At 67.9% G+C, this 11,864-nt stretch carries 12 protein-coding genes; 5 read left to right on the top strand and 7 right to left on the bottom strand.

All coding sequences use genetic code 11. From position 1 onward, the window contains the following. On the top strand, window positions 1-915 hold the full coding sequence (gene prmC / locus BSP_RS04485; RefSeq protein ID WP_152949437.1) for a peptide chain release factor N(5)-glutamine methyltransferase: 915 nt from the start codon (window positions 1-3) through the stop codon (window positions 913-915). A gap of 20 nt (window positions 916-935) precedes the next feature. Here prmC and BSP_RS04480 read toward each other — a convergent pair whose 3' ends face one another. Further along, entirely contained in the window at window positions 936-1,544 is a 609-nt protein-coding gene (locus BSP_RS04480) for a DUF1134 domain-containing protein (RefSeq protein WP_152949436.1), read from the bottom strand. A 108-nt stretch (window positions 1,545-1,652) separates the two neighbouring features. Beyond that, on the bottom strand, window positions 1,653-2,648 hold the full coding sequence (locus BSP_RS04475; RefSeq protein ID WP_152949435.1) for an alpha/beta fold hydrolase: 996 nt from the start codon (window positions 2,646-2,648) through the stop codon (window positions 1,653-1,655). Between the two features lie 59 nt (window positions 2,649-2,707). On the opposite strand from BSP_RS04475, the gene BSP_RS04470 reads away from it, so the two are divergent. Beyond that, on the top strand, window positions 2,708-3,544 hold the full coding sequence (locus BSP_RS04470; protein WP_054764647.1) for an aldo/keto reductase: 837 nt from the start codon (window positions 2,708-2,710) through the stop codon (window positions 3,542-3,544). Between the two features lie 15 nt (window positions 3,545-3,559). Here BSP_RS04470 and BSP_RS04465 read toward each other — a convergent pair whose 3' ends face one another. After that, window positions 3,560-3,961 (bottom strand): HIT domain-containing protein, encoded by a 402-nt coding sequence (locus tag BSP_RS04465; RefSeq protein ID WP_054764646.1) that lies wholly within the window; start codon window positions 3,959-3,961, stop codon window positions 3,560-3,562. Window positions 3,962-4,067: 106 nt separating this feature from the next. On the opposite strand from BSP_RS04465, the gene mdh reads away from it, so the two are divergent. Further along, window positions 4,068-5,030 (top strand): malate dehydrogenase, encoded by a 963-nt coding sequence (gene mdh / locus BSP_RS04460; protein ID WP_054764645.1) that lies wholly within the window; start codon window positions 4,068-4,070, stop codon window positions 5,028-5,030. Window positions 5,031-5,257: 227 nt separating this feature from the next. On the opposite strand, the gene zapE is transcribed toward mdh, so the two are convergent. Continuing rightward, window positions 5,258-6,349: a cell division protein ZapE gene (gene zapE / locus BSP_RS04455; protein ID WP_152949434.1), complete on the bottom strand. Its 1,092-nt coding sequence runs from the start codon at window positions 6,347-6,349 to the stop codon at window positions 5,258-5,260. Window positions 6,350-6,495: 146 nt separating this feature from the next. Here zapE and BSP_RS04450 point away from each other — a divergent pair, with 146 nt between their 5' ends. Further along, window positions 6,496-7,542: an aspartate-semialdehyde dehydrogenase gene (locus BSP_RS04450; RefSeq protein WP_152949433.1), complete on the top strand. Its 1,047-nt coding sequence runs from the start codon at window positions 6,496-6,498 to the stop codon at window positions 7,540-7,542. A gap of 209 nt (window positions 7,543-7,751) precedes the next feature. Further along, window positions 7,752-8,675 (top strand): EamA family transporter RarD, encoded by a 924-nt coding sequence (gene rarD / locus BSP_RS04445; protein ID WP_152949432.1) that lies wholly within the window; start codon window positions 7,752-7,754, stop codon window positions 8,673-8,675. Here rarD and BSP_RS04440 read toward each other — a convergent pair. The 3 genes from BSP_RS04440 to atpD form a co-directional block, all read right to left on the bottom strand. Continuing rightward, complete coding sequence (locus tag BSP_RS04440; protein ID WP_152949431.1) at window positions 8,672-9,805, bottom strand: serine hydrolase domain-containing protein; 1,134 nt, start codon at window positions 9,803-9,805, stop codon at window positions 8,672-8,674. The two genes, rarD and BSP_RS04440, sit on opposite strands and share 4 nt — an antisense overlap. 224 nt (window positions 9,806-10,029) lie before the next feature. Continuing rightward, complete coding sequence (locus tag BSP_RS04435; protein ID WP_054764641.1) at window positions 10,030-10,299, bottom strand: ATP synthase F1 subunit epsilon; 270 nt, start codon at window positions 10,297-10,299, stop codon at window positions 10,030-10,032. 2 nt (window positions 10,300-10,301) lie between these two features. Then, window positions 10,302-11,852: a F0F1 ATP synthase subunit beta gene (gene atpD, locus BSP_RS04430; protein ID WP_152949430.1), complete on the bottom strand. Its 1,551-nt coding sequence runs from the start codon at window positions 11,850-11,852 to the stop codon at window positions 10,302-10,304. Between the last annotated feature and the right edge of the window lie 12 nt (window positions 11,853-11,864).

Genomic DNA, 11,864 nt, shown 5'->3' with positions numbered 1-11,864 from the left:
ATGACCCTCGAGCCCCTCTCCCCCAAGCCCGCCGACGGCGCCGCGACCCTGTTGACCGTGTGGAAGGCCGCCCAGGCCCGACTGAAGGACGGCCGCATCGACAGCCCGGCCATCGACGCCCGCCTGTTGCTGGAGGCCGCCGCCGGCGCCAGCCGCACCGACATACTGACCGACCCCTATCGGATCGTCACCCCCGAGCAGCAGGCCGCCTATACGGCCATGATCGACCGCCGCCTGCGCCGCGAGCCGGTCTCGCGCATCGTCGGCAAGAAAGGTTTTTGGAAGATCATGCTGAACGTCACCCCCGACGTCCTCAGCCCCCGGCCCGACACCGAGACCCTGTTGGACGTCGCCCTCCTGGCCTTCGCCCGGCACGAAGCCTTCACCGCCGTCGACCTGGGCACGGGTTCAGGCGCCATTCTGCTGGCCCTGCTGGCCGAGCGGACGGCGGCCAAGGGGGTGGGCACCGACATCTCCACCGAGGCCCTGGCGGTCGCCAAGGAGAACGCCGCCAATCTGGATCTGAACGAGCGCGCCACCTTCCTGCGCACGGAATGGGCGGCCGGTTTCGGCGACGCGAGCTTTGACCTGGTGCTGTCCAACCCGCCCTATATCCCGACCGACCTTATCGCCGGCCTGGACCCGGAGGTGCGCGACCACGACCCGCATCTGGCCCTGGACGGCGGCCCCGATGGCTTGCAGGCCTATCGCGACCTGGCCCCCGAGATCCGGCGCATCCTGAAGCCTGGCGGCGTCTTCGCGGTCGAGATCGGCTGGGACCAGGGCCCGCAGGTCAAGGCCCTGTTCGAGGCGGAAGGCTTTGCGGACGTCAAGATCGTCAAGGATCTGGGCGACCGCGACCGCGTCGTCACAAACGGCCCCGACCCCCGCACCAACCCCATTCCGCAGGAATAGGGTCGGGGCTCAAGGCCGGTTCAGAAGGGCAGCAGATTGCGCTGGCGGCTGTAGCTCATGGTGCCGACATTGGCGCCCAGGCGCAGGCCCACGCCGGTGCGGATGGGGGCCAGGGTGATCCCGTCGGCCCGCTGATAGTTCACGCCCAGGCCCGCGATCAGATAGGCCGAGCCTTCGACGCCCGGAAAGCGGCGATAGATCATGTCCGGATGATACAGGCCATAGACCAGGGTGAAGACGCGGCTGGCGTTGCCGCCCCAGTCCCAACCCACCGAGGCGCCTTGCCAGAACACTTCCTGAGAGGCCGACAGGTCCTTCATATGCAGGGCGCCGCGGCCGTAGCGGGCGCCGACGACCACGGCGCCGGAGCCTTCCTCACCCGCGATATAGGCGGTGGGGCGATCGCCCTGGTCGGCGAAGACCCGCTCGATCGCCCCGCCCACCACCTCGGCGGCGATGCCCAGCTCCTTGGACCCGGCCGCGACCAGCTCGTCGAAGGTGTAGGCGGGCGCCGAATTGTCGGAGCTGATCGGATAGTTGGGATTGGCCGGCGCCGAGGCGCAGGCGCCCAGAGACGAGGCCCCTGCGGCGGTGGCCAGGCCGGACAGGATCATTTGGCGGCGATGCATGGGGGGGGCTCCGAGAACGGCGAGAAGACGGGTCGGCGGGTCCGCCGAGGTTCGCGGCACCGTCCCCGACCTTTACGGCAGACTTGCGGCTTCAAGGTTAACGCAGGCTTACGTCTGGACCCCGTCCGCGTCCGGCAGATCCTTCAGAAAGGCCAGCAGCAGGGCGTTCACCGCCTCGGCCTTCTCCTGCTGAATCCAGTGACCGGCGCCGGGCACGACCACCGACCGGCTCAGGTTCGGAACCCAGTCCTTCAGCCCCGCCTCGGCCGATCCTGCGTAGTGGCGCACAGGGTCGTTCTCGCCGACGATGAACAGGGCCGGCTGGAGGATTCGCTGCTCCTGCGCAAAGGCCGTCAGCGACCAGTTCAGGTCGATGGCGCGGTACCAGTTCAGCGGGGCGTCAAAGCCGCCGGCCGAAAAGGCCTCCACATATTCGGCGAAATGGGCCGCGCTCATCCACGGCGGCAGGTCGGCGGCGTCATCAATACTGTCCAGCAGGCCGACGCCCCGCGCCATGAAGCCGGTGGCCCGTTTCGACGCCGGAGTGGCGCCGTCATAGGCCCAGAACAGCTTCCTCAGCGTCATCGCCGGATCGGCCTCCAGCGCCAGATGAGCGTCGGCCGCCTGGAACCGGTTGATATAGAGGTCGCCCATCCCGGCCCGTTCGGACAGGACGGCCATGACGGTCGTCGGCGGTCCCTGGGGCCGGCGCGGCTGAAACGGCACGGACAGGCCGGCCACCGCCGTAAACAGATCAGGCCGCAGCAGGGCGCAGCACCAGGCGACCGGCGCGCCCCAGTCGTGGCCCACGACGACGGCGCTCGATTTGCCCAGGGCCCGCACCAGATCGACCATGTCCCCGACCAGATGCAGGATCGAAAAGGCGGCGGCGCCCTGGGGCTTGTCCGTGCCGCCGTAACCGCGCATGTCCGGCGCCGCGACATGGTATCCCGCCAGGGACAGGGCTTCGACCTGGGCGCGCCAGCTGATCCCCAGTTCGGGGAAGCCGTGGATCAGCAGGACCAGGGGCGCGTTAGGCTGTTCATACCCCGCCTCCAGCACCTGTTGGACAAGGCCGTCGGTCTTGATAAGCCGGGTACGCATCTCAACCTCTCCATACCCAAGCCAAGGCGGCCTTTCGCCGCGAATGGAACAGGACCGACATGACCCGCCTCGTCACCTTTGCAGACGGTACGACCGTTCCCGCCCTGGGCCAAGGGACGTGGGAGATCGGCGACCATCCCGCCCGGCGCGACGCCGAACAGCAGGCCCTGGCCCGCGGCATCGACCTGGGCCTGACCCTGATCGACACGGCCGAACTGTACGGCGACGGCCGCTCCGAACGGCTGGTGGGCGAGGTGATCGCCGGCCGTCGCGACGAGGTCTTTCTGGTGTCCAAGGTCCGACCCGAGAACGCCTCCGAACTGAAGATGATGCTGGCCTGCGAAAAGTCGCTGGAACGGCTGGGGACGGACCGGCTGGACCTCTATCTGCTGCACTGGGAGGGCCGCGTCCCCCTGGAGGAGACGGTCGCCGCCTTCCAGGAACTGGTCGATGAAGGGATGATCGTCCGCTGGGGCGTGTCCAACCTGGACCTGCGCGCCATGAAGCGGCTGATGGAGATCGAGGGAGGCGAGGACTGCGCGGCCAATCAGCTGCTCTATCATCTGGGGTCGCGCGGGGTCGAGTTCGACCTGCTGCCCTGGCTGCAGGCGCGCGACATGCCGATGATGGCCTATTCGCCCCTGGGGCGCGGCGGCCTGCTGGACCATCCGCTGATCCGCGACATCGCCGACCGCCACGACGCCGACCCGGCCCAGGTGGCCTTGGCCGCCGTCCTGCGCCAGGACGGGGTGATCGCCATCCCCAAGGCGAGCTCGGTCGAGCACGTGGAGGCCAACGCCGACGCCCTGGAGATCCAGTTCGACGCCGAGGACCTGCACCGCCTCGACGAAGCCTTCCCCCCGCCGACGCGGGAGACGCCGCTGGACATCATCTGACGGGCGCGCGGCGGCTCACCCGCCCGCGATCAAATCCAACAGCCGCGCCCGCGCCTCCCCCGCATAGGGAACCGCCGGTCCTCGCCCCCAGACCGGATCGGGCCACAGGCCGTCGTCGCGGCGGCGCCCCACCACATGGACGTGCAACTGGGCCGTCACATTGCCGATGGCCCCGACGTTCAGCTTATCGACCGGCCCCAGTCTCCGCACCAGCGCCCCCGCCCGCACCGTCTCCTCCATCAGCACGGCCCGCCGTTCGACGCTGAGGTCCTCCAGCTCCACCGCGCCTTCGACGCGCGGGATCAGGATCAGCCAGGGGAAGCGGGCGTCGTCCTGAAGCCGCACATGACACAGCGGCCATTCGGCGGCGGCGATGGAGCCGGCGGCGAAGGCGGGGTCTGGACGAAAGTCGGTCATTGGGGCTCCTGATCGAACGTCGGCCAGCCTTGCAGCGCCGCCCTTGCGGGTCTAGACCGCCCGCACGATTAATCCCCTTTCGCACACGCAATAACCGGAGACATCCATGGCTCGCGCGAAGATCGCCCTTATCGGCGCCGGCATGATCGGCGGCACCCTGGCCCATGTGGCCGCCCGCGAAGCGCTGGGCGACGTGATCCTGTTCGACATCGCCGAAGGCACCCCCCAGGGCAAGGCGCTGGACATCGCCGAAGCCACCGCCGTCTTCGGCTCGGATGTGGCCCTGAAGGGCGCCAACGACTATGCCGACATCGCGGGCGCCGACGTCTGCATCGTCACCGCCGGCGTGCCGCGCAAGCCGGGCATGAGCCGCGACGACCTGATCGGCATCAATCTGAAGGTCATGAAGGCTGTCGGCGAGGGCATCAAGGCACACGCCCCCAACGCCTTCGTCATCTGCATCACCAACCCGCTCGACGCCATGGTCTGGGCCCTGCAGAAGTTCTCAGGCCTGCCCAAGGAGAAGGTCGTCGGCATGGCCGGCGTGCTGGACTCGGCGCGCTTCGCCTACTTCCTGGCTGAAAAGACCGGCGTCTCGGTTCAGGACATCCACGCCTGGACCCTGGGCGGTCACGGCGACGACATGGTGCCGATGGTGCGCCACTCGACCGTCGGCGGCCTGCCCCTGCCGGACGCCGTCTCGGCCGGCTTCCTGAGCCAGGACGAACTGGACGCCATCGTCGAGCGCACCCGCAAGGGCGGCGGCGAGATCGTCGCCCTGTTGAAGACCGGTTCGGCCTTCTACGCCCCGGCTGAATCGGCCATCGCCATGGCCAAGTCCTATCTGAAGGACGAGAAGCGCGTCCTGCCCTGCGCTGTCTGGCTGTCGGGCGAATACGGCCTGTCCGACCTCTATGTCGGCGTCCCGGCCCTGATCGGCGCCGCAGGCGTCGAGAAGGTGGTCGAGTTCACCACCAATGACGACGAAAAGGCGATGCTGGCCAAGTCGGTCGCCTCGGTCCAGGGCCTGATCCAGGCGTGCAAGGACATCGACAGCTCGCTGGCCTAAGCCACTCTTAATCTCAATGACGACGGGCCGCAGAGCGATCTGCGGCCCTTTTCTTGGGATGCTCAGACCTTCCCCCGCTTGCGGGGGAAGTGTCAGGTCGTGGCGCGCAGCGACACGCCTGACGATGGGGGAAGGCGTCTTTCAGCCAAGCAAGACTCCCCTCTCCGAGCCTGGTCCGCTGCGCGGACGCCGGCCCACCTCTCCCGCAAGCGGGAGAGGGTCTTCTGTCACTCCCGCACGTGGGCCAGCCAGTCCCTGCTCTGCATCTCGTTGAACCGCGACACGGTGCGTTCGAACTCGAACGCCCCCACGCCTTCGGTATAGAGGGCCTCGGGCCGGGCGGCGGCCAGCACGATCAGCTTGGTCTTGGCCTCATAGAGGGCGTCCACCAGGGTCACCAGACGGCGCGCCTCATGGTGGTTGGCGGGCCCCAGGATCGGCACATCCTCCAGGAACAGGGTGTGGAACCGCTCGGCGATCGCCAGATAGTCCTGCGGCCCCAGCGGCCGGCCGCACAGGTCCGCAAAGCTGGCCCGGGCCATGGCCCCCACGGTCCGCTCCACCACGACATCCCGCCCCAGGACGGTCAGGTGCGCCGGTTCTTCCGGCTCGCCCCCCTTCAGTTCGCGCCACAGGGCTTCGAACCCGGCGCGGTCGTCGGGCGTGTGCCAGACCTGGGCGGAACTGAGCCGGTCCAGCCGCCAGTCGCGCGCGCCCGCCGTCTGCACCACTTCGCAGCGGTCGCGGATGATGTCGATGAAGGGGGTGAAGAGCTGGCGGTTGATGCCGTTCTTGTAGAGGTCCTCCGGCGCCCGGTTCGAGGTGACGGCCAGCACCACCTTGTCCTCGAACAGGGCCTCGAACAGCCGGCCCAGGATCATGGCGTCGGCGATGTCGGTCACCTGAAGCTCGTCGAAACACAGCAGCCGGGCTTCGGAGGCGATCAGCTTGGCGATCGGCGGAATGGGATCGTCGCCCTTGTGCGTTCCGAACACGGCCTTTCGGCTTTTGGAGTCCCCCTCGCGCCACTGGCGCACCAGGTCGTGGATCCGGGCCATGAAGGCGTGGAAATGGGCGCGCTTTTTCCGCGGCTCGGGCGTGGCCGAATAGAAGAGGTCCATCAGCATGGACTTGCCCCGCCCCGGCGGGCCGTAGAGGTAGATCCCCTTCACCTCAGGCGGCCGCCCGAACAGGCCGCGCCTGGCCAGATCGCGCTCCAGCCGCTCAAGGGCGACCAGGACTTCGGCCTGAGCCGGATCGGGCGACAGAACGCCCTCTTCCACGCGGATGTCGTAGGCGTTTCGGATGCGGGAGGTCATGAGAGCCCTGCTTAAAGCCCCAGGCGCCGAAAAGCGATTGCTTCGCGGCTGCGAACGCCTAAATGCACTTCGCAATCACCAAAATCGCGCTCAAGCAGCGAGGCTCCGCCGAGCCGAGCGGTAGCGCGTCCGAAGGACCAAGCATCATGGGTTATCGCGTCGCGATCGTCGGGGCCACGGGCAATGTGGGCCGCGAAATGCTGAACATCCTCGAGGAGCTGAATTTCCCCGTCGATGAAATCCACGCCATCGCCTCGCGCAAGTCCAAGGGGGTCGAGGTCTCGTTCGGCGACCGGACCGTCAAATGCCAGGACATCGAACAGTTCGACTTCTCATCCGTCGACATCGTCCTGATGTCGGCCGGCGGCGCGGTGTCGCGGGAGTGGTCCGAAAGGATCGGCAAGGCCGGCCCCATCGTGATCGACAACTCCTCGGCCTTCCGCAAGGACCCGGACGTGCCGCTGATCGTGCCCGAGGTGAACCCCGACGCGGTCAAGGACGCCAAGAAGAAGAACATCATCGCCAACCCCAACTGCTCGACCGCCCAGCTGGTCGTGGCCCTGAAGCCCCTGCACGACGCAGCCAGGATCAAGCGGGTGGTGGTCTCGACCTATCAGTCGGTGTCCGGCGCCGGCAAGGAAGGCATGGACGAGCTGTGGAACCAGACCAAGGCCATCTACGGCCTGGGCGACGCCACGCCCAAGAAGTTCCCCAAACAGATCGCCTTCAACGTCATCCCCTTCATCGGCGCCTTCAACGAGGACGGCTATACCGACGAAGAGCAGAAGATGTGGGACGAGACCCACAAGATGCTGGATCCGAACATCAAGCTGACGGTCACCTGCGTGCGGGTGCCGGTCTTCGTCGGCCATTCGGAAGCGGTGACGGTCGAGTTCGATCGCCCCATCGAACCGGACGAGGCCCGCGCCATCCTACGCGAGGCGCCGGGCGTGCTGGTCGTCGATAAGCAGGAGCATGACGGCTACATCACCCCGGTCGACGCCGCCGGCGAGTTCGCCGTCTACGTCAGCCGCATCCGCAAGGACCCGACGGTCGAGAACGGCCTGAGCTTCTGGGTGGTGTCCGACAATCTGCGCAAGGGCGCGGCCCTGAACGCCGTCCAGATCGCCCAGCTGCTGGACGAGACGGGCACGATCAAGCCGTCGTCGGGGTATCGTTCGATCACGGTCTAAACCGCTCCGCTTAGCTTTCGTCATCCTCCGGCAAGCCGCGTCTTCGCGGCGCAGACCGGGGGACCCAGCGCGCCGAAGGCGAAATCCATCCGCCGCTGGGTACGAAAGACCTCTTCTGCGACAGGTTCGCGCTCGCGCGCGCCGCTGGGTCCCCCGGTTCCGCTTCGCGGCCCGGAGGATGACGAAAGTAAAATCACGTGCGCTCCCCCATGACCGCCTCCCCCTCCCCCAACGATCCCCGCGCGGTCGGCACGGCCATCGCCTGCTACACCCTGTGGGGTCTTCTGCCCCTGCTGTTCATGGCCCTGGCGGCCCACGGCTTCAGCGCGCCCGAGATCCTGGCTCACCGGGCGGTCTGGTCGGTCTTCGTGGCGGGTCTGGTCCTGCTGCTGGCGGGACAGTGGAACGAGGCGAAACAGGCGCTGGCGACGCCGCGCGTCTTCGGCTGGCTGGCCCTGTCGGCGGCGATGATCGCGGTCAACTGGAGCCTCTATGTCTTCGCCACCACCCATCATGCGACGCTGGAGGCCAGCCTCGGCTATTACATCAACCCGCTCTTGAACATGGCCGCAGGGGCCCTGCTGTTCCGCGAGAAGATCGACCGCTGGAGCGGCGTCGCCATCGCCCTGGCCGCCGTGGGGGTGGCCGTCCAGACCGTCGCCCTGGGCCATGTGCCGATCATCGGACTGACGCTCGCCGTCACCTTCTGCGCCTATGCGGTGATCAGAAAGCGCGTGCCCGCCTCGGCCCAGACCGGCCTGTTCGTCGAATGTCTGGTGCTGATGCCGTTCGGCGCCCTGTTCCTGGCCTGGCTGGCGGCCCATGGGCAGGCGACCGGCTTTTCCTCGCCCGCCGGACTGGCCTGGGCCCTGGTCAACGGACCGGCGACGGTCATTCCTCTGGTGCTGTTCGCCTGGTCGGCGCGGCGTCTGCCCCTGTCCACCGTCGGCTTCATCCAGTTTCTGGCGCCGACGCTGCAGTTCGCCTGCGGCGTCTGGGCGGGCGAGCCCCTGACCCCGCTGCGGATCGTCTCCTTCGGCTTCATCTGGGCCGGAGCGGGCGTCTTCGCCCTGGGCGCGGCGCAGCGGTCGCGCGCCGCCCGACGCGCGGTCGTCCTGTCGGAAACCATCTAGACCGCGGCGTAGAGGGCGTCCAGCAGGCGCCGGGGGCGCGGGTCGCCGATCAGGTGCGGCGACTGGCGCGTCATCACATAGGCGGCCGACAGGCGACGCGACGGATCGGCCATGGCCATGGATCCGCCCCAGCCGTAGTGACCGAAGGACTCGCCCGGTCCGAAGACGTTCAGCCCGTCGTTGCGCATCAGGCCCGCCGCCCAGCTGATCACATAGGGCAGCACCTTGTCCTGACCGTGGATCCGCTCGCGCGTCAGGTCGCGCAGCACGCCCTTGGACAGCACCCTTCGCCCGTCCAGCATCCCCTCATTGGCCACGACGCCCAGCATCCGCGCCAGGCCCGCCGCCGTGGCGTGCATATTGGCCGAGGGGATCTCCATCTTGCGCCATTCGGTCGAACCGCGCCCGCCCGGCGCCGAGCCCCGGTCCAGGAAGGCCGCCTGTTTGATCGGATTTATGGTCCCCAGGCTGGGCGCGGCCGAGGGTTTGCGCATCTGGGCCACCCGCCCGTGCTGGTCCTCCGGCAGGCCGATCCACAGGTCCAGGTCGGCGAAGTCGGCACGCAGGGCCTGGCCCATGGTCCGGCCCGTCGTCAGGCGGAACACCTCATTGGCCAGATAGCCGACCGTGACCGGATGATAGCCCGAGGCCGTCCCCGGTTCCCACATGGGCGCCTGGGCCGCCAGCCGGGCGTTGACCGCCGCCGGATCGAACCACAGCGACGGCTCCACCGGCTCCGAGAAGCCGGGCAGGCCCGACTGGTGGCTCATCAGCTGGGCGACCGTGACCTTGTCCTTGCCGGCCTGGCCGAAGGTGGGCCAGATATGGGAGACCTTCTCGTCATAGGCCACCTTGCCCGCCTCGACCGCCGTGGCCATCAACAGGGCCATCACCGCCTTGCCGGTCGAGAAGACCGGGGTCAGGGTGTCCTCGGCGAAAGGCGTCGTCTTGGCCGTATCGGCGTGCCCCGCCCACAGATCGACGACCGGCGCCCCCTCGATCATCAAGCAGAACCGCGCCCCCACCTCGTTCAGCCCCTCGGGCGCATCGGTGAAGTTGGCGGCGAAGGCGTCCTTCACCGATGCGAAACGCGGATCGCAGGCGCCGTGGATGTCGAGAGCTTCGGTCATGGAGGCGTTCTAGCCCTTCCCCCGCTTGCGGGGGAAGTGTCAGCTCGTCGAGCGGAGCGAGACGGCTGACGATGGGGGAAGTCTTCTTCCGGAGTGAAACCTCCCCCTCCGTCGCTGGATCGCTTCGCGATCGACGCGACACCTCCCCCGCAAGCGGGAGAGGGCAAAGAAAAAGGCCCCCCGCCGAAACGGGAGGCCTCACTCTTTACGACCCTGAGAAAGGATCAGGCCGCGACGACCTCAGTCGCCTGTTCGGCCAGGATGGTCAGGCCTTCGCCGTTGACGTCGGCGAAGCCGCCCTTGACGTCGTACTGGGTCCTGGTCCCGCCGACATAGACGGTCACCAGGCCCTCGCGCAGGGCCGTCATGAAGGGGGCGTGGGCCGGCAGGACGCCGAAGTCGCCCTCGACGCCCGGCGCATCCACCTGGTCCACGAGGCCCGAAAAGACCTCGCGTTCCGGCGAGACGAGGGAGAAGTTCAGCTTGCCGGCCATGTTCAGGCTTCCGCCGCCATCTTCTCGGCCTTGGCGACGGCCTCTTCGATCGGGCCGACCATGTAGAAGGCGGCTTCCGGCAGGTGGTCGTACTCGCCGGCCACGATGCCCTTGAACGAGCGGATCGTGTCCTTCAGGTCCACGAAGGCGCCGGGGGTGTTGGTGAACTGTTCGGCCACGTGGAAGGGCTGGGACAGGAAGCGCTGGATCTTGCGGGCGCGGGCCACGATCAGCTTGTCCTCTTCCGACAGCTCGTCCATGCCCAAAATGGCGATGATGTCCTTCAGGCCCTTGTACTGCTGCAGGACTTCCTGAACCGAACGGGCGACCTGATAGTGCTCCTCGCCGATCACCAGCGGGTCCATGATCCGCGAGGTGGAGTCCAGCGGGTCCACGGCCGGGAAGATGGCCTGGGCGGCGATGTCGCGGCTCAGAACGGTCGTCGCGTCCAGGTGGGCGAAGGAGGCGGCGGGCGCCGGGTCGGTCAGGTCGTCGGCGGGGACGTAGATGGCCTGGACCGAGGTGATCGAACCCTTCTTGGTCGAGGTGATCCGCTCTTGCAGGTTGCCCATCTCGGTCGCCAGGGTCGGCTGATAGCCCACGGCCGAGGGGATGCGGCCCAGCAGAGCCGACACTTCGGAGCCGGCCTGGGTGAAGCGGAAGATGTTGTCGACGAACAGCAGGACGTCCTTGCCTTCCTCGTCACGGAAGTATTCCGCGATCGACAGGCCGGTCAGGGCGACGCGGGCGCGGGCGCCGGGGGGCTCGTTCATCTGGCCGTAGACCAGGGCGCATTTGGAGCCCTCGGTCGAACCGCCGTTCTTGGCCGGGTCCACGTTCACGTTGGACTCGATCATCTCGTGATACAGGTCGTTGCCTTCGCGGGTGCGCTCACCCACGCCGGCCAGAACCGAATAACCGCCGTAAGCCTTGGCGATGTTGTTGATCAGTTCCTGCATGGTCACGGTCTTGCCCACGCCGGCGCCGCCGAACAGGCCGATCTTGCCGCCCTTGGTGTAGGGGCACATCAGGTCGATGACCTTGATGCCGGTGACCAGGATCTCGGCCGAGGTCGACTGCTCGTCGAAACTCGGGGCTTCCTTGTGGATCGGACGGTAAAGCTCGGTCTTGATCGGGCCGGCTTCGTCGATCGGCTGGCCGACGACGTTCATGATGCGGCCCAGGGTGCCGGGGCCGACCGGCGCCTGGATCGAGGAGCCTGTGTCGGTGACGGGCTGGCCGCGGGTCAGGCCCTCGGTCGTGTCCATGGCGATGGCGCGGACCATGTTCTCACCCAGGTGCTGGGCGACTTCCAGAACCAGGGTGAAGGGCTCGCCCGTCTTCTGATCGACGTTCTGGGTGTGCAGGGCGCTGAGGATGGCCGGCAGATGGCCGTCAAACTCGACGTCCACGACGGCGCCGATGACCTGGGCGATCCGGCCCGTGGCGACGGCGGAGACAGGGGCGGCGGGCGCGGCGGCCTTTTTGGCGACGGCCTTGGGGGCGGCCGGCTTGCGGGCGGCGGGCTTTTTGGGGGCGACGGTGTCGGTCATGGCTGGGGTCCG

Source organism: Brevundimonas sp. Bb-A, from assembly GCF_009394735.1.
GTDB classification, from domain to species: Bacteria; Pseudomonadota; Alphaproteobacteria; order Caulobacterales; family Caulobacteraceae; genus Brevundimonas; species Brevundimonas aurantiaca.
Note: the sequence above shows the minus strand (reverse complement) of the source record. Positions and strands in the feature narration are given on the sequence as shown.

What these genes read in the sequence shown, in the direction of transcription:
- prmC (WP_152949437.1), top strand. Translation starts at nt 1, where the DNA reads ATGACCCTCGAGCCCCTCTCCCCCAAGCCCGCCGACGGCGCCGCGACC.
- BSP_RS04480 (WP_152949436.1), bottom strand. Translation starts at nt 1,544, where the DNA reads ATGCATCGCCGCCAAATGATCCTGTCCGGCCTGGCCACCGCCGCAGGG.
- BSP_RS04475 (WP_152949435.1), bottom strand. Translation starts at nt 2,648, where the DNA reads ATGCGTACCCGGCTTATCAAGACCGACGGCCTTGTCCAACAGGTGCTG.
- BSP_RS04470 (WP_054764647.1), top strand. Translation starts at nt 2,708, where the DNA reads ATGACCCGCCTCGTCACCTTTGCAGACGGTACGACCGTTCCCGCCCTG.
- BSP_RS04465 (WP_054764646.1), bottom strand. Translation starts at nt 3,961, where the DNA reads ATGACCGACTTTCGTCCAGACCCCGCCTTCGCCGCCGGCTCCATCGCC.
- mdh (WP_054764645.1), top strand. Translation starts at nt 4,068, where the DNA reads ATGGCTCGCGCGAAGATCGCCCTTATCGGCGCCGGCATGATCGGCGGC.
- zapE (WP_152949434.1), bottom strand. Translation starts at nt 6,349, where the DNA reads ATGACCTCCCGCATCCGAAACGCCTACGACATCCGCGTGGAAGAGGGC.
- BSP_RS04450 (WP_152949433.1), top strand. Translation starts at nt 6,496, where the DNA reads ATGGGTTATCGCGTCGCGATCGTCGGGGCCACGGGCAATGTGGGCCGC.
- rarD (WP_152949432.1), top strand. Translation starts at nt 7,752, where the DNA reads ATGACCGCCTCCCCCTCCCCCAACGATCCCCGCGCGGTCGGCACGGCC.
- BSP_RS04440 (WP_152949431.1), bottom strand. Translation starts at nt 9,805, where the DNA reads ATGACCGAAGCTCTCGACATCCACGGCGCCTGCGATCCGCGTTTCGCA.
- BSP_RS04435 (WP_054764641.1), bottom strand. Translation starts at nt 10,299, where the DNA reads ATGGCCGGCAAGCTGAACTTCTCCCTCGTCTCGCCGGAACGCGAGGTC.
- atpD (WP_152949430.1), bottom strand. Translation starts at nt 11,852, where the DNA reads ATGACCGACACCGTCGCCCCCAAAAAGCCCGCCGCCCGCAAGCCGGCC.